At 35.6% G+C, this 15,681-nt stretch carries 18 protein-coding genes and 2 pseudogenes; 3 read left to right on the top strand and 17 right to left on the bottom strand.

Features of this window, described 5'->3' with window-relative positions:
• Together ABWU38_RS00005 and recA are read right to left on the bottom strand one after the other, a co-directional pair.
• The coding region (locus tag ABWU38_RS00005; protein ID WP_353272811.1) for a phosphatidylserine decarboxylase at positions 1-686 on the bottom strand (686 nt) is incomplete at its 3' end.
• A gap of 164 nt (positions 687-850) precedes the next feature.
• Positions 851-1,918, bottom strand: a complete 1,068-nt coding sequence (gene recA, locus ABWU38_RS00010; protein WP_264687864.1) for a recombinase RecA — start codon at positions 1,916-1,918, stop codon at positions 851-853.
• A gap of 141 nt (positions 1,919-2,059) precedes the next feature.
• Between recA and truA the strand changes: the two genes are divergently transcribed.
• Positions 2,060-2,797: a tRNA pseudouridine(38-40) synthase TruA gene (gene truA, locus ABWU38_RS00015; RefSeq protein ID WP_096617503.1), complete on the top strand. Its 738-nt coding sequence runs from the start codon at positions 2,060-2,062 to the stop codon at positions 2,795-2,797.
• Positions 2,798-2,885: 88 nt separating this feature from the next.
• Here the strand turns inward: truA and dnaN are convergent, their stop codons facing one another.
• From dnaN to ABWU38_RS00050, 7 genes are all read right to left on the bottom strand, one after another.
• A complete protein-coding gene (gene dnaN / locus ABWU38_RS00020; RefSeq protein WP_353272261.1) occupies positions 2,886-4,040 on the bottom strand; it encodes a DNA polymerase III subunit beta in 1,155 nt (384 codons plus the stop codon).
• A gap of 123 nt (positions 4,041-4,163) precedes the next feature.
• Positions 4,164-4,661, bottom strand: coding sequence for an invasion associated locus B family protein (locus tag ABWU38_RS00025; protein WP_353272262.1), 498 nt, complete (start codon positions 4,659-4,661; stop codon positions 4,164-4,166).
• On the bottom strand, positions 4,654-5,547 hold the full coding sequence (locus ABWU38_RS00030; RefSeq protein ID WP_253309418.1) for an RNA polymerase factor sigma-32: 894 nt from the start codon (positions 5,545-5,547) through the stop codon (positions 4,654-4,656). Before ABWU38_RS00030 ends, ABWU38_RS00025 begins: the two co-directional genes overlap by 8 nt.
• 305 nt (positions 5,548-5,852) lie before the next feature.
• On the bottom strand, positions 5,853-6,104 hold the full coding sequence (locus ABWU38_RS00035; RefSeq protein WP_253309417.1) for a hypothetical protein: 252 nt from the start codon (positions 6,102-6,104) through the stop codon (positions 5,853-5,855).
• Between the two features lie 494 nt (positions 6,105-6,598).
• Entirely contained in the window at positions 6,599-6,724 is a 126-nt protein-coding gene (locus tag ABWU38_RS00040; RefSeq protein WP_264732015.1) for a hypothetical protein, read from the bottom strand.
• A 972-nt stretch (positions 6,725-7,696) separates the two neighbouring features.
• Entirely contained in the window at positions 7,697-8,485 is a 789-nt protein-coding gene (gene dapF / locus ABWU38_RS00045) for a diaminopimelate epimerase (protein WP_253309959.1), read from the bottom strand.
• The gene (locus ABWU38_RS00050) at positions 8,466-9,053 is read right to left on the bottom strand and encodes a nitroreductase family protein (protein WP_353272263.1); all 588 of its coding nucleotides are present in this window, start codon (positions 9,051-9,053) and stop codon (positions 8,466-8,468) included. The genes dapF and ABWU38_RS00050 overlap by 20 nt, the downstream gene beginning before the upstream one ends.
• A gap of 81 nt (positions 9,054-9,134) precedes the next feature.
• On the opposite strand from ABWU38_RS00050, the gene ABWU38_RS00055 reads away from it, so the two are divergent.
• Together ABWU38_RS00055 and ABWU38_RS00060 are read left to right on the top strand one after the other, a co-directional pair.
• A complete protein-coding gene (locus tag ABWU38_RS00055; RefSeq protein WP_264687867.1) occupies positions 9,135-9,662 on the top strand; it encodes a biotin transporter BioY in 528 nt (175 codons plus the stop codon).
• Positions 9,659-10,069 (top strand): DUF1284 domain-containing protein, encoded by a 411-nt coding sequence (locus ABWU38_RS00060; RefSeq protein WP_353272264.1) that lies wholly within the window; start codon positions 9,659-9,661, stop codon positions 10,067-10,069. The genes ABWU38_RS00055 and ABWU38_RS00060 overlap by 4 nt, the downstream gene beginning before the upstream one ends.
• 1,092 nt (positions 10,070-11,161) lie before the next feature.
• Here ABWU38_RS00060 and ABWU38_RS00065 read toward each other — a convergent pair.
• From ABWU38_RS00065 to ABWU38_RS00100, 8 genes and pseudogenes are all read right to left on the bottom strand, one after another.
• Positions 11,162-11,864 (bottom strand): annotated as a pseudogene (locus ABWU38_RS00065) (transposase); the annotation flags it as partial.
• A gap of 80 nt (positions 11,865-11,944) precedes the next feature.
• Positions 11,945-12,205, bottom strand: coding sequence for a type II toxin-antitoxin system RelE family toxin (locus tag ABWU38_RS00070; protein ID WP_253303276.1), 261 nt, complete (start codon positions 12,203-12,205; stop codon positions 11,945-11,947).
• Positions 12,202-12,459: a hypothetical protein gene (locus ABWU38_RS00075; protein ID WP_264688165.1), complete on the bottom strand. Its 258-nt coding sequence runs from the start codon at positions 12,457-12,459 to the stop codon at positions 12,202-12,204. The genes ABWU38_RS00070 and ABWU38_RS00075 overlap by 4 nt, the downstream gene beginning before the upstream one ends.
• Positions 12,460-12,499: 40 nt before the next feature.
• Positions 12,500-12,733 (bottom strand): hypothetical protein, encoded by a 234-nt coding sequence (locus ABWU38_RS00080; protein ID WP_353272265.1) that lies wholly within the window; start codon positions 12,731-12,733, stop codon positions 12,500-12,502.
• A pseudogene (locus tag ABWU38_RS00085) lies at positions 12,733-13,344 on the bottom strand (terminase gpA endonuclease subunit); the annotation flags it as partial. The pseudogene ABWU38_RS00085 and the gene ABWU38_RS00080, both read right to left, overlap by 1 nt.
• A 345-nt stretch (positions 13,345-13,689) precedes the next feature.
• Positions 13,690-14,007, bottom strand: a complete 318-nt coding sequence (locus ABWU38_RS00090; protein ID WP_264687852.1) for a recombinase family protein — start codon at positions 14,005-14,007, stop codon at positions 13,690-13,692.
• Positions 14,001-14,177, bottom strand: a complete 177-nt coding sequence (locus tag ABWU38_RS00095) for a hypothetical protein (RefSeq protein ID WP_264687851.1) — start codon at positions 14,175-14,177, stop codon at positions 14,001-14,003. The genes ABWU38_RS00090 and ABWU38_RS00095 overlap by 7 nt, the downstream gene beginning before the upstream one ends.
• A gap of 703 nt (positions 14,178-14,880) precedes the next feature.
• The gene (locus tag ABWU38_RS00100; protein ID WP_264687850.1) at positions 14,881-15,678 is read right to left on the bottom strand and encodes a phosphoribosylformylglycinamidine synthase subunit PurQ; all 798 of its coding nucleotides are present in this window, start codon (positions 15,676-15,678) and stop codon (positions 14,881-14,883) included.
• Between the last annotated feature and the right edge of the window lie 3 nt (positions 15,679-15,681).

The raw sequence follows: 15,681 nt of genomic DNA on the forward strand, positions 1-15,681 counted from the left end.
ACGTCAAAAGTAAGCTTCTCTTGAACGTTTTCCTTATTTAAGTTTGCTATAATTGTTTCACCACCAATAACAGTTTGCCCTTCTGAAACTCTGACTTCTATATCAGCAGGAACATAAATATTCACTCTACTACCAAATCTTATAATTCCAAACCTTTCACCTGCTTTCACATTCTGGGATACTCCTAAATTACAAACGATACGACGTGCAATTAATCCAGCTATTTGCTCCACAATAATTTCTTTTCCCTTTTCGTATTCAATCACAATAACCTGCTTTTCATTTTCATTACTAGACCTATTGCTCATTGCGGATACAAACTTGCCTTTTTTATAATTCATTTCCTTTATCGTACCAGATATTGGTATACGGTTCACATGGACGTTCAAAACACTTAAAAATATGCTAACAAGCGTGAACTTCTTCTCTTCTCCATTTTCTGCCGATAAAGGATAATTAACTTCTTCAATTTTTGAAATCACACCATCAGCAGGACTTAATATAAGATCCTTGTTGTTTGGCACAGCTCTTGTTGGATCGCGAAAGAAATAAGTACACAATAATGTCGGAAACAAGCACGTAACACCAAACCCCCAAGATATAGAGAATGCTATACACGTTACTATAAAGGCAACGACTATAAATAAATAACCTTCCCTGTTTATATTAGGTAAACTAAAACACATAATCTTATTCACAATAACCTATTGTTAACAATTTATCATTTATAATTTCTCATGAAAAGCTTTTTTTAACTGCTTCAGCAAAGTCCTCTTGATACAAGGTAACATTACAGATTAGCACACACCGTCATACTGTAACAACCCATCCAACACAAACTAAGTTTAGATCAGAACACTGATTCTTCTAAAAGTTGCTCACTATCCTCGTCTATTATAATAGAATTATCATGATTTCTGAGTAAATCTCTGATTTTCATTTCTATTTCATTTGCGACTTCTTTGTTTGTTTTTAGGTAAGTTTTTACATTCTCTCTTCCTTGTCCAAGACGTGTATTGTTATATGAATAGTAAGCACCTGCTTTTTCAAGCACACCAAGCTTTGCTCCCATATCTATTATTTCTCCGAGTTTTGATATACCTTCATTGTACATTATATCAAATTTCGCTTCTCTAAATGGAGGAGCAACTTTATTTTTTACAACTTTAACTCTTGTTTCATTGCCTGTAATATTTTCTTTGTCTTTTATTACACCAACTTTTCTTATGTCAAGCCTTACAGAAGTATAGAATTTTAATGCATTTCCACCCGTGGTAGTTTCAGGATTTCCATACACTACTCCTATTTTCATACGAATTTGATTAATAAATATCAATATACAGTTCGCTTTTGAAACGGCAGAGGTTAGCTTTCGTAGCCCGTGACTTAGAAGCCTTGCTTGCAGCCCCATATGTTGATCACCCATATCACCTTCAATTTCAGCTCTTGGAGTTAACGCTGCAACAGAGTCAATAACTATCACATCAACCGCACCAGAACACACTAAGTACTCAACAATGTGTAATGCTTGTTCCCCAGTGTCTGGTTGCGAAATTACTAAATCATCAGTGCTTACCCCAAGTTTACGAGCATATAAGACATCCAATGCATGTTCTGCATCGATAAATGCGCATGATCCTCCTTTTTTTTGTGCTTCAGCAATCACGTGCAAGGCAAGAGTGGTTTTACCAGAACTCTCGGGACCAAATATTTCAATTATACGTCCTTTTGGCAGACCTCCAACACCTAGAGCCGAATCAAGCGCAATTGATCCTGTGGATATTGTGTCTATTTTCTCTACAGGGTTTTGCTTCAACTTCATTATTGCACCTTTACCAAATGCTTTTTCAATCTGGCTTATTGCGTTATCTAATGCTTTTTGCTTATCATTATTTCTTTCTTCTGAGTTGTTTGCCATGGATCATTTATTAACTTGTATAACTTCCATGATAATCAAACGTGAACAACCTGCCAAGGGTTTTTTAATAACGAAGAACGTTATCGTAGAAAAATTAGCTACCTAAATTATATTAAGATAGAAAGTTAGATAGACTCTGCAGTGCGATACAAAATAACGATAGAATACAATGGTAGTAGTTTCTCTGGCTGGCAGAAGCAGCAACATTCTGCTAATTCAATCCAGGAAGCCATAGAAAATGCTATATTTAATTTTAGTGGTGAGAAAGTTACTTTGTACTGCGGTGGCAGGACTGATGCAGGGGTTCATGCTTTAGGACAAATTGCTCATTTTGATATGGAAAAGGAATTTGAGCTTTATAGAATAAGAAACGCAATAAATTATCATTTAAAATCAATTCCCATAGTTGTACTGAATGCAGAAGTTGTAGATGATGCGTTTCACGCACGGTTTTCAGCAAAAAAAAGATATTACGAATACAGAATAGTTAATCGCTATGCTCCTGCCGCTCTGGAGACAGGTTATGTATGGCAAGTGTTTAACCCACTTGATGTAAATATTATGCGTGAAGCTGCTAAACATCTACTTGGAAAACATGACTTTTCAAGTTTTCGTTCAAAAGATTGTCAAGCCGCAAATCCGATGAGAACAATTGATGATATCGATATAATACAAAATGGGAATCATATACACATCAAAATATCTGCTATTTCCTTTTTACATAACCAAGTGAGGATCATTGTGGGTACTTTAGTTGAATTTGGAAAAAATAGAACTAATCCACAAGAAATGCTAAATATATTAAACCAATGCAAAAGAAATGCAGCTGGAGTTACTGCACCACCTTTTGGCTTATATTTGGTAAAGATAGATTACTAATTTAATAAAAAGTAACGTTCTTAGTGAAATAAGTGTCATACCGCCACGGTATCTCCAGATCCTGCTAACAAGAAGCGGGATGACAAGTTTAAGTTCTCATTGGCATCACTACATATAATACACTTGAATCGTCTTCATCAGTGATAATTGTAGCACTATTACCATCGGCTAAGCTAAACTTACATTTATTTTTTATGCAGGATAGAACATCAAGTAAATAACGCGAGTTAAACCCTATTTCTATAGGGGCTTCATTGTAGTCCACTTCTATGGATTCAGTTGCATCATTGCACTCTTGAGAGTTTGAATGCAGAGTCAGCAGCTTTTCTTGTAGTGAGAATTTAATGGATTTTACTTTATCAGATACAACAACGGAAACTCGATCTATAACATCTGAAAGTTTTTTACTTTCAATAATCATATGCTTATCTTGAGATGCTGGAATAACTGCTTTATAATTTGGAAAAGTCCCATCTATTAATTTTGATATTAGAATATATTCACCGCATGTAAACTTGATTTTTCTGTCTGAGAGTTTTACATTAATTTCACTACAGTCGTCCAATATTTTTAACAGCTCCATAACAGTTTTACGTGGAATGATCACACCAAATTCGCCATTGATGTTCCCAGGCTTTGGTCTCTTTATACATGATAAACGGTGACCATCAGTTGCAACGCAGTACAGAAACTGCTCGTCTGTATGTAGATATATTCCATTTAAATTATACCTTGTATCATCTAGTGATACAGCAAATTTTGTTTTAGTTAATAAGTCTATCAGGTCCGTATTTAGTAGAATAAAATCATGTTTATAATTGTCTTCTTCAAGAGCAGGAAAGCTGCTTGAAACTACATTCGGTAAAGAAAAGTTTGCATTTCCGCAAGACATCAATAATTTTCTTTGGTTGTTTACTTCAAAATTGACATCCAAATCAGCGGGTAACTTCTTCACTATGTCATGTAAAGTATGCGCTGAAATTTTTACTTCTCCTTCTGTTAATACGGTTGCAGCAAGTGAGGCAAACATTGAAATGTCAAGATCAGTTGCCATTAATTTTATGCTGCCGTGTTGTGCTTTGATATTTATACATGCCAAAACATCTATTGCATTACGCCTTTCAACCACTCCACTTACTCTGGATAATGTATTTAAAAGACTTGTACGGCTCACGCTAAAACGCATCTGCTCGCACACAGAATTTTTTTTGATTTCTGTATCTACACCTGCAACCTCTGACATTGCTAACTCTCAAAAATATATTTTAAATGATATCCACATCCTATATAAAGTAAAGTGCTATTTATATTTCCATTGAAAGAGTAGTCCAGTTTATACTATAGCTGGGTATTTTGTTACAATGATTTACTTTGTATGACATAAATCATGCATTTTTTGATACGCTTTTTGAAAACCAAGTAGGGAATAAGTATCATCAATGGTCACTGTTTTTGTTTTTCCATTAACTACCATTGATAATCCCTGCTTCATTTTTAGAATGAGATCTTGATCTATTTTTGTATGCTCTGCCCACGCAAAACTTCCCTGTATTATAGGCAGTGTATATTTAATTTTTTTGTCGATATTGAGAGCTACAGGCTCCTTATCATACTGAAAACCAGAGGTAACGCTTACCTCATCTGCTTTTTTATCAACATAACTGACCATTACATACGGCTTGCGATTGGTTGTATAATGCTCGCTTTTTGTCTTAGGGTAAGATACAATGTAACACACTTTCTCTCCATCTTCTGATGTAGTATATACAAGCCAGTCTTTGTATTTTTCCTTCAATTGCACATCACTAACCGATGCAAAAGCGCCTATTGAAAAAAATATTAGAAATATAAAAAAACTACGCATGCAAACCAAATTTCAAACTTTCTGATTGTATATATTGTTTTACCTTAGCCATCGCCTGCTCAGCCAACTGTCTTATTCTTTCTCTTGAAACACAATATTTTTTACTAAGTTCATCTAGAGTTTGAGTGTTTTCAGACAAATATCTACTGATAAAAATGTCTCTTGCCCTTTCGTTAAGGCTTGCTAGTGCATTGTTTAAAATTGTTTCTTTTAATTCTTTTTCTTCATGATTCTGATAGGTTACTTCTTGACTGACCAAGTTACATGGGATCATATCTTGCAACTCCCTTTTAGAGTCATCACCTATTTTTATGCAATCGTTTAGCGACTGATCCTTACAAGCCAAACGGTAATTCATCTGCAGAACATCTCCTTCGGATACAGAAAGCTCATTAGATATTGCTTTTATTTCTTCATTGCTTAAAGTCTCTCTGTTTGTATACTGTAAAATTCTTTTTTTTATTTTACGTAAACTAAAAAATAATCTTCTTTGTGCTTGCGTTGTGCCTATTTTCACGAACGACCAAGATTTCAATATAAAGTCTTTTATTGAAGCTTCAATCCACCACACTGCATAAGTTGAAAAACGAAACCCTAAATCAGGATTAAACTTTTTTACTGCATGCATTAAACCCATATTCCCTTCCATGACCAGATCCATCAACAATAGTCCATAATTTTTGAATTTCATTGCAATTTTCACTACCAAATTCAAATGGCTGGTAATCAATTTATGAGCAGAAGAAATATCCTTATATTGGTTCCAATTTTTTGCTAATCGTACCTCTTCCTCTTGAGACAGCATAGGAAATTTTTGCACTCTAGCAATATATTGCATGAGATTGGTTCTGCTATCAACACATAAGCTTGCCATTGGGGTCAACATAACAACTTAAATTAAAACTTCATATATATAATATATTGATTTTCAAGCAAAAATTCAAGCTTTGATTTGAAAAAAGTATAAACCTTCTATCTAATTGGGATCTTAAAGACGATAAGCCCCAGCACAGCTACCTGGGTAACACTATATATGACATCCTGCCAGCGTGTAATGATGAACATTATAGTTTAAATACTTAGTAAGTGGTGTTATTCCAGTGCCTTGACACTGGAATCCACATTTCTTTTTTCTAGATCCCAGTGGGCTTTGTTGCATAGCAACGTAAGTTTTTTCCAGAGTAAATAATTTTATGCGACTATTTCAAATTTAGGCATACCAATTGCAGTAAATTTGTTCATTAAGTAGCATTTAATAAGCAGTTTCTTCTCTCTATTTGTCTCAGATTTATTCTTAAAACTAAACCCAAATATTCGCTTCAACCTTGAGAAAAATCCTTCAATATACGATCTTTTTCCGTAATTTACTTCTTCTTTCCATCTTTTTATACCATTCTCACCATGTAATTTCATTAACTGAATAGCGGCATTTCTATCAAGCATATAATCCAATTTTGGATGCTCTGCTGCGTTGTTTTTCGGAGGAATTTTCGTTTTTATGCCATATTGATTACACAGCTTATAGAGCTTTTATAGCATATTTAACATCAAATTTCCCCAATGCTCCATAGTGATCAGAGTAAACGCCATTACTGTATTTTGTAGCTATGACTTGTTTGCTCAACATTATGTGCAATTTTCTTACTTGTTTATAGCCGCGGTACTCTCTATCTTTGCTATTCTCTTTGCTGTGTGTTGTTGTATATACTAATTCCTGTACTGTCTATAGCAATTTCGATATCTTCCATGTTATTTTTATCAACTCTGCAATCATTGATCTTAATATCAAGTTTCTTTTGATGCTTGTGAATAGCTGCAAATTTTTTCCTATTTGTTCAATGTATCCCTCTAAAAATCCCACTCAAACCTATTCTGAATAGATGGGTTATTATATGTATCAAAATTACCACTTTGTTGCTGTAAATATTGTTGCCACCCTACATTTTTGGCCCAATTTCATACCAATTTTCTATGGCTTCGTTGATATAATGAAAAATATTTCCTCTTTTTTCTAGAAATTTGTTATATTCTCTATGGTTACTGACTCTCATTTTTTGTGGCATATTTATCCTTAAATCGTCATTTTATAATGAATTTAGTCAGTAATCACTAGCTTTTCTGCTGCTATGCAACAAAGCCCACTGGGATCCAGATTGGATACTGAGTTGGTGAGTATAAAAGTATAGCTAACGTGAGCTCTGCGTCATGCCGCCACGGTATCTCAGCAGATCCCGCTAACAAGCAGCGGGATGACGATTGTCAGGGTGTCATCCCAGTGCCTCTTTTTTGTCATCCAAGTAGCCCCTTTTTTTGTCATCCCAGTGCCCAGACACTGGTTCACTCTATAATGGCAGTGCCTCTATGATGTAAGGAATCCAGTTTTTATGCAATCTCATCAAGAACGTTGTGTTTTAACGTAAGGTTGGCTACTGTTTACACTCACTAACTTAGCTGGATCCCAGTGTCTGGGCACTGGGATGACAGCAGTCCTACGTCATACCGCGATTCATTCGCGGTATCTCTTAACATAGATCCCGCTAACAAGCAGCGGGATGACACCTCTCTTGGGCTCTTTTAGCTACAAACGTTAAGAAATTTACCAAACGAAAAAAAAGGCAAAAGAAGCCCTGGTTATTGTCTATTTTCTGTATTGGCGTTTTTTTAAGTCTTAAACACTGCAATTTAGCTGCTTTTAAGTGCAGCTCACCTTAGTTCAAATGTTTAAGAAATTTACTAAGCAGAAAAAAAGGCAAAAGAAATCCCGTGTTAGCTAGTTGTCACTCTCTAATCCTGCAAATTGGCGTACTATACTGTCTTAAACGACTTATAAGCGCGTTTCAGCTTATATAGGTAAAAACCCAGAAATGTTGTGAAGACATAAGGTGCACATAGTGCAAAAAATTAAAAATAAGACGCCAACTACGTTGTTTTCTTGCTGTTTAATCTGCACAGATGAAGATAACTGAATACCTTCACTATCATAATAAGGGGGCTGGCGGAGTTTGTCAAGTAGTTTTGCATTGTGAAAACAACGATCACAAAAATCCTATATCACCGGTCATGAATACGTTATTTGCCCATTCGATTAATAACTTACCTCCTGGTAAATCTACTGAAGTCTGTTGGGCAGTCAGATATCCACGTAGTGTGGATGCAACAAGTGCTGCACAGGCTGCACTACCGCATGATGCAGTAATGCCTGTACCTCTTTCCCAAACTCTTAAAGCTATTTCTCCAGACTTTTCAACTTGTGCAATACTAATATTAATTTTCTGAGGAAATAGTACGTGATTTTCTAGCTTTGGTCCTAAATTTCGCAATGGTATTTCACTTATGTTATCAACAAAAAAAACTATATGAGGGTTACCAATATTTACTGCAACAGGATCTTTTAGCATTTCAAGCTCTATAGGTAAGTGAAGAGTGTCACACTCAGTAGACAAGGGAATTTCATGCCATTTTAGCAAAGGTTTACCCATGTTAACCTTTATGGATTTATCACCAACTTTAAAACACTCTAAAATGCGTTTGTTTACCAGCTCAATAGTGATATACTCAGTACCTTTTTCTGACATTATCAAATATCCAACACAGCGTGCTGCGTTTCCGCACATTTCAGCTCGACTACCATCAGCATTATAGATATGTATAAAGCAGTCTGCAGCATTAGACATTGTTATAATTATCACTTGATCACAACTGCTTTGATCAGCAATTTGTCTATAGTTCCAGTCTAAATTGTTTGTTGAACGTGAGTCTATGATAACAAAATTATTGCCAGTACCGTGCATCTTGATAAAATTTTTAGGACCTTGGCCACTCATCATAAAAAAATATTTCTTCTATTGGTCTTCTTTTTTTCTTACTTGTTTCAGCACCCTCTTCTTCGTAACCAACCGCTATCACTGACATTACATTAAAATCATCGGATATGTTGAATCTTTCTACTATTTTATCTCTATCAAATCCACCCATTTGATGAGCCATTAAGTTCACAGATGCAGCCTGTAGCATAAGTGCATAATTTGCTGCACCAGTATCATGACTAGCCCAAAGATTTTCTCCTTTACCTCGTTTACGGAAGTTTTTAGCACTGAAAGATATGATTAACACTTGTGCATCTTTTGCCCATTTTTGATTAGATTCATCAAGACAATTTAGCAGCTTTTCCCATGCGCTTTGATTGTTCTGTTTGTTGCATATCACATATCTCCAAGGTTCATCACCAAAACATGAGGGAGTCAGCCTTACAGCTTCCATTAAAATATCCATGTCTTCCTGAGATATTGCTCTTGTAGTATCGTATGAACGTCCGCTGTGTCTTACTTTCATCAACGATAATAGATCTTGTTTACTTATCATTTTTAATTTAATAGTGCATAAATAATTCATTGTAGCACAATATAAGCAAAATTTAAATTGCAAAACCTCTTATATATATTATATTTTATAAGTTATTTTTATTGGGAAGGTATGTTTATAACACAATCTAGCAGTAGATCAACACTGGCTGAAATATTGTCTTGCGTTTTACTTTTATTCTTGATGGCTCAAATAAGCGTACCATTGCAGCCTGTGCCTATCACATTGCAAACTTTAGGAGTAATGCTTATTGGGCTTAAATTTAACCGCAGAACAGCATTCTATTCTGTGCTTACATATCTATCACTTGGTGCAGCAGGATTTCCTGTTTTTGCGAATTTTTCTGGTGGTTATCACATTTTTCTCGGACCAACAGGTGGATATTTAATTGGCTTTTTAGCTGCTGTCATAGTGATGGGTGAAGTAAATGAACTCTTAAGCCTTAAATGTGAATTACTCGCGCGCAATTCTTTAAGTTGTCTGGCTGGTACAGTTGTAATCTTTATTTGTGGTGTTAGTTGGCTTGCTGTTTACTTGGGTCTGGGACAAGCAATAATGGTGGGTGTTTTACCATTTATCCTTCCTGGTTTGGTAAAAATTTTTCTACTCGTAGCGGTTTTGCAGTATTTGAAAAAGTGATAAGGTTTCGTCCTCATCATTTCATGTGCACCCTCGCGTTTCTGGGATATGGGTATTCTCAGGGTTTTGTAGAAAATTATAAAAAGATAGCAAGCAAAGTAATGAGTGATCCTAACACTCAAATCAAAGTAGTTGGCAATCTTGATAGTATTTGTAGTGCTTGCCCAAACCAGACTAAACAAGGTAAATGCACCGAACAAGCTAAAGTTTTAGAGCTAGATAGAAGGCATATGGGAATTTTAGGAATAAAAATTGGCGAGACTTTAACTTGGAATGAGGCGGTAAAAAAGATTAGAGAGAAAATGTCTTTAAAGAAATTTGATTACGCATGTGAGGGGTGCAACTGGCAGCCATATGGAATATGTAAAAATGCCCTTTTAAATTGTCGTTCCTATAAAGGTAGTTGACAAAATGTTAAGATAAATTGAAGCATTTTTGTGGAAATAGACTTCTTGCACTACCTCCCAAGCCACAACTGTCATTCAGTAGAAAAAAAACTTGCTTGACAAACTCCGCCAGCCCCCTTATTATAATAATAAGGGTATTCATGACTCAAAACTTGTTTTTGACCTGCAGGCTCAATGACAAAATTCAGTAAAAACTCAGGGTATTTATTGGCGGATTACATAAAATTATAGCGGCTGCATGTCTTTTAAATTTTTTCTACATTCAGCCAAATCGCGCTTATTTTAAGCGTTAGCACATTATTACAGCGCCACTTACAGTAATATAGAGTCAAAACTCGCACCACGGGGCTTCTTTTGCCTTTTTTTCCGCTTGGTAAATTTCTTAAATATCTTCTTAAATTTTATAGCTAATCAGTACTGGGATGACAAGAAAGGAGCACTGCTATTATAGAGTGAAATGAGATCCCAGTGTCACGCACTGGGATGACATTATAGGAGCACTGGGATGACATTATAGGAGTACTGGGATGACATTATAGGGGCGCTGGAATGACACCCTGACAATCGTCATCCCGCTACTTGTTAGCGGGATCTAGAGATACCGCGGCGGTATGATGCAGGAAAACCTAGCCAGCGTTAGCCATAACACAACACTTTTATACTCACCAAACCCAATGCATTACTTGCAATTAAGTTTCCTGGATTCCAGACTAGAATGACACCTTCATAAAAGAACCAGTGTCAGCTACTTGCATGACACCTTCCTGATAGACAATGTTCGTACAGTGTCAGCTACTCAGATAACAGGAAGAAGGTGCTGGGATGACAGGAGATACCGTCTTGTTAGTCAACAAAAAAATTATAAAAATTTCCCAAGTTGCATCATAAAATCAAAAAATACTTCCAATTGTGTAACAGTACACAGATTATAGTTAGTGGATATGTTGATAAGTAAACTTCATCTGTTTTGTGCGTATAAAACTAATTTACTTATCAACATATCCACTAACTATAATCTGTGTACTGTTACACAATTGGAAGTATTTTTTGATTTTATGATGCAACTTGGGAAATTTTTATAATTTTTTTGTTGACTAACAAGACGGTATCTCCTCTTTCTTTGAGGTCATTTAGCACTCCCAACCAGAAGTTAGCTCCTTCACTTTCAGCCAAATAAAAACCTAATACTTCTTTTTTGCCATTTTGATCTATGCCTAATATGTTATACATGCATTTACTTACGCAATGCCCGTCCTCTTTGACTTTAAAAAACCATGAAAACTATCGGATATACAGACTGCAGCGGGCGACTACGCCATTCGTTGATTACTGGTAGCAATTTGTCAGTAATACTTGATATCTCTGCCACCGATATTTTGTGATCATAAATTTCCTCAACATGTGACACTATATCTCTATAGCCCATACCACTGGCAAATGTGCTCAAAATCTTCGTTTCAAGCTCTGGATGTAAGTTTGTTTGCCTTTTTTTGACTATTTGTGGTTCGAAACTTCCTTCCCTATCTCTTGGCGTCAAAAGCTCAAATGACCCTGCGCTTGTACGTAAAGTCTTTGCATTCCTCCCATTTCTTCGATTATTCTCTTCGCTTTCAGCCGACAAGTGGTTTTCTATTTCACCTTCCAGGCTTACCTCCAGCAACTTTTTTATAAACGGTGTTAATGCTCCATCTCTTCCTGTCAACGGTCTTCCTTCTCGTATAGACAACAGGATATTTGTTTCTAATTCTTTATAATCTACCAAACCGGTAGTTCTGTTTACTACTTTCTGACTCATTGTCAAACCTCCATTTTTTTATATCAATTTATTACTTTTTTTTCGGTTTGACACAGTTTATTTAACACTCCCTTTACCTCTTAATAAATGGTACTTCTGTGTCCTATTTCTGTGATGATTACTGTGTTCTCTAATTTATCTACTTTATAAATAATCCGATAATCGCCTACTCTTAATCTTTTACTTCCTACTAATCTACCACTTAATGGTTTACCAAGATTAATTGGATCAATTGTAAGCCGCTCGTCTATAGCTCTTCTAATTCTTGATCTTATTGTTGGTGGTAAAGTAAGGAAATCTCTCTCAAGAACCTTTTCTGAATAGATAATATTGTATTTCACTCATCTTTAATTGTCTTTGCAGATAATATTTTATCCCAATCGACATCCTCACTTCTGACCGTCTTTGCATCTGGCACATCACGTTCTTTTATAATTTCAGCCATCTCTTTCTCTGCTTCAAATTCTTCTTTCACAAGACACACTAAAACTTCTGGTATAGTTTTATTCCATGCTTTTGCGACCTCTGTAAGATACTGAGCAAATTCACCCTCGAAACTTACATTAATATTGAGCTTTTTTTGACTTTGAGCCATATGATTAACCAGAAAACATCAACTATAGACTATAACATTTTTACACAATTTTGTCAATCCCCTTACTCGTTGAAATAACAATCTTTCTCTTTGGCTTCACACCTGCAACTTTTAACTCTGCTTTGATTCGTTGTCTTAAATCCAATAGATCTTTTATCTGAACTTCCCCATACCTAACCACATGATCGCTGTACGCAATTGATACTACTCTCTCTCCGCTCTGTAGCTTCTTTATCGCTTCTTCTACTTGAGTTAAATATTCTTGGTTGTACATCAACTTTTCTCACTCAACCATTGACTTCTTCTCACTCTCTTTGACTTTTTAGCTTTTTCACCTGCTAAACTTTCCCATTTACTCTCTGGCCAACGATCAATCCCCAGGGCAATAGACGCTGCTCTTGCGTAAATTCGGCAATCTAGTACTTCATTTCGGTCTCTTATCTTTTGCCACTCTTGTTTGGTATATCCTTTTACTACCTTGGTAATTAGTTGCTCTGCGGTTAGCTGCTTAAAATATTCAGGTGGATATTCGGGAAAATGACAATACCCCCGCGCCCCTTCTGTTAAAACATTAAGTAGCTGAAAAAGCTCGGACTTTAATATCGATACTCCAACTGGCCACAGCTTCATTCCTCTCTTTAGCTTTTGTCCGCTAACTGTTACATCTACTCTACTTGGGCTGCTAAGTGGCACTAGCGCTTTGTTTGCACCTTTCACTGCCATTACCCTCCCAGAGCCCTGGTGACCTCTTACCCAGTTGTATACTTCTTGTGTTGCATATCCAGCATCTACCGCCATCATACTTATCATGTATTCAAGCCCATTTTCACCGATAAAATGATGATTGAGTAGCTCCGAAAGTTTTCCCCATACTTCTTCTCCTCCCGGATGGCTTTGTTGCATCGCTAGCTATGATGGATTAAAGATAAAAAAGATGGAGAATATCAGTAGCTTATTATTCTGGTATTTATAACAAGAACGGTCAGTGAATACCTAAATTTGAGTAAAAGAAATTTCACTACCACTCACTAATCCGGCTAAAATTCAAGAATTTCAATGCTTTAGCTATTTTCAATAGAATTAAGTTTATTAATATAAATAATAAATTACTATTCTTAAATTTGATCAGATTGATTGCAAAAAAACAAGATTTTCAATAGGTTGCTTATAATCCTAGCTATAGTTAGCCTTTCATAAGTAGCGATGCAACAAAGCCATTCTGGATTATCGCTAATTAAAAAAAATGACTTCTACTCCTAGTTTCTTGAACTCTTCAAGTAATACCATCTGATATGCATACTTGCGAGATAAACGATCAGGAGAATGAATATAAACCTTATCAATGCTACCTTCTGCTATTTTATCACGTAATTTTTCTAAACCAGGACGGATTATATTAGAACCATTATCAATAAATTTATATTCATTTAATAATTTATGTCCGTCCATACTAATTTGATTCTCTATAGCAGCAATTTGACTTGCTATTGTACCTTCTTGTGCTTGTCTCCCTGAAGAAACTCTTGCATATAATCTAACTGTTACCATTTAACCCTCCTCAAATCTACTTTCTTACATTCAGAGTTTTCTTCCTTTTTGCTCACTTTTATTGGTTTACTTAACACTAATTTTTCATATGCATCTAATAGATACAACTCTGCTAATCTATTCACTTCATAACTACAACGAATACAAACTATTAATTTCTTGTTGCCCATTAGCTCTCCCATTTATTATTCATCGAGACATATGGTTATTTGATCACTAGCTCTATAAATAAATTCAACTCTCTGTTCTTTTTGTAGAAGCTTTCGGGAAATAGTTTTCTCAAGTTTCAGATTTCTTCCAATATTGTTGGCGGAGTCCCTACGTCATACCGCCGCGGTATCTCTTAGCCGCTAACAAGTAGCGGGATGACGATTCTTCAAATCGTCAAGGTGTCATCCCAGTGCCCTGACTACTTGGATCCAGAAAACTTAACTTTAAATAAGTGGCTGCATAATAAAGACTAGATTCCAGCGTCAAGCGCTGGAATGACACCATTTTCGGTCTCTTAAGTTGCTTTAGCTACAAACATTAAGAAATTTACCAAATAAAAAAAGGCAAAGAACTCCCGTGGTGCGAGTTTTGACTCTATATTACTGTAAGTGGCGCTGTAATAATGTGCTAACGCTTAAAATAAGCGCGATTTGGCTGAATGTAGAAAAAATAAAAAAGACATGCAGCCGCTATAATTTTATGTAATCCGCCAATAAATACCCTGAGTTTTTTACTGAATTTTGTCATTGAGCCTGCAGGTCAAAAACAAGTTTTGAGTCATAAATACCCTTATTATCATAATAAGGGGACTGGCGAAACTTGTAAAGTAATTTTTTGCAATATCAGGGGATAATTTCGACCATAAACCCCTACCAATAAATTTTAACAAAAATACTTTAGTGCATTTTCAAATATAAGCATTCCATCACCATATTTTGGCACAGCAATACCTAAACGCTTGCTCTTTTCTTTTTCAAGAGGCCAATTATCTTGCTGAGTAAAAAATATTCCCCTCTCTGGATGGGGCATTAAAGCTAGCACTCTTCCACTTTTATCTGATAAAGCTGCTAGGTCGTATGTAGATCCGTTCGGATTGTAAGGAAATTGTAGGTTAGCATAGTTGCCATTTTCATCAATGTAACGTAATGCGGTGGAATTGCTCTCAATCAATTGGTTCAAAATATCTTGATCCATAAAAAATTTGCCTTCCCCATGAGCAATAGGGAGATATAGTTCACTCAGGCCCCGTAGCCAAACAGAATTACTCTGCGGATTAACTCCCACTCTAATCCAACGGCATTGATAATTGCCTATATCATTATGGATTAAAGCTAGACTAGAGAACTCTGGAATTAATTTTACTAATATCTGACAACCATTACATATTCCTATAATCAGCTTGTCCTGAGATAAAAACTCTTGAAACTCATCCAACAAGTTGTTTTTAATACGTAAAGCAAACGCATTACCAGCACCAGTGTTATCACCATAGGAAAAACCTCCTGGAATTGCAAGTATATTGCTTAATTTCAGTTCACTTGGATTATCTATGATATCATTAATGTGAACGATTTTTACTTCAATATTACTAATACCAAGTTTTCTGCTGCATTCCATAAATGCAAATGCGGTTTCTTTTTCGCAATTTAAGCCATAACCAGATAGGACTGTGATTTTCATGAA

The organism is Wolbachia endosymbiont (group A) of Urophora cardui, from assembly GCF_964028435.1.
Lineage (GTDB): Bacteria > Pseudomonadota > Alphaproteobacteria > Rickettsiales > Anaplasmataceae > Wolbachia.

What these genes read in the sequence shown, in the direction of transcription:
- ABWU38_RS00040 (WP_264732015.1), bottom strand. Translation starts at nt 6,724, where the DNA reads ATGCCACAAAAAATGAGAGTCAGTAACCATAGAGAATATAACAAATTT.
- ABWU38_RS00075 (WP_264688165.1), bottom strand. Translation starts at nt 12,459, where the DNA reads ATGGCTCAAAGTCAAAAAAAGCTCAATATTAATGTAAGTTTCGAGGGT.
- ABWU38_RS00050 (WP_353272263.1), bottom strand. Translation starts at nt 9,053, where the DNA reads ATGAATTATTTATGCACTATTAAATTAAAAATGATAAGTAAACAAGAT.
- dapF (WP_253309959.1), bottom strand. Translation starts at nt 8,485, where the DNA reads ATGAGTGGCCAAGGTCCTAAAAATTTTATCAAGATGCACGGTACTGGC.
- ABWU38_RS00100 (WP_264687850.1), bottom strand. Translation starts at nt 15,678, where the DNA reads ATGAAAATCACAGTCCTATCTGGTTATGGCTTAAATTGCGAAAAAGAA.
- ABWU38_RS00030 (WP_253309418.1), bottom strand. Translation starts at nt 5,547, where the DNA reads ATGTTGACCCCAATGGCAAGCTTATGTGTTGATAGCAGAACCAATCTC.
- ABWU38_RS00090 (WP_264687852.1), bottom strand. Translation starts at nt 14,007, where the DNA reads ATGGTAACAGTTAGATTATATGCAAGAGTTTCTTCAGGGAGACAAGCA.
- ABWU38_RS00055 (WP_264687867.1), top strand. Translation starts at nt 9,135, where the DNA reads ATGTTTATAACACAATCTAGCAGTAGATCAACACTGGCTGAAATATTG.
- ABWU38_RS00025 (WP_353272262.1), bottom strand. Translation starts at nt 4,661, where the DNA reads ATGCGTAGTTTTTTTATATTTCTAATATTTTTTTCAATAGGCGCTTTT.
- ABWU38_RS00035 (WP_253309417.1), bottom strand. Translation starts at nt 6,104, where the DNA reads ATGCTTGATAGAAATGCCGCTATTCAGTTAATGAAATTACATGGTGAG.
- ABWU38_RS00080 (WP_353272265.1), bottom strand. Translation starts at nt 12,733, where the DNA reads ATGTACAACCAAGAATATTTAACTCAAGTAGAAGAAGCGATAAAGAAG.
- ABWU38_RS00095 (WP_264687851.1), bottom strand. Translation starts at nt 14,177, where the DNA reads ATGGGCAACAAGAAATTAATAGTTTGTATTCGTTGTAGTTATGAAGTG.
- recA (WP_264687864.1), bottom strand. Translation starts at nt 1,918, where the DNA reads ATGGCAAACAACTCAGAAGAAAGAAATAATGATAAGCAAAAAGCATTA.
- dnaN (WP_353272261.1), bottom strand. Translation starts at nt 4,040, where the DNA reads ATGTCAGAGGTTGCAGGTGTAGATACAGAAATCAAAAAAAATTCTGTG.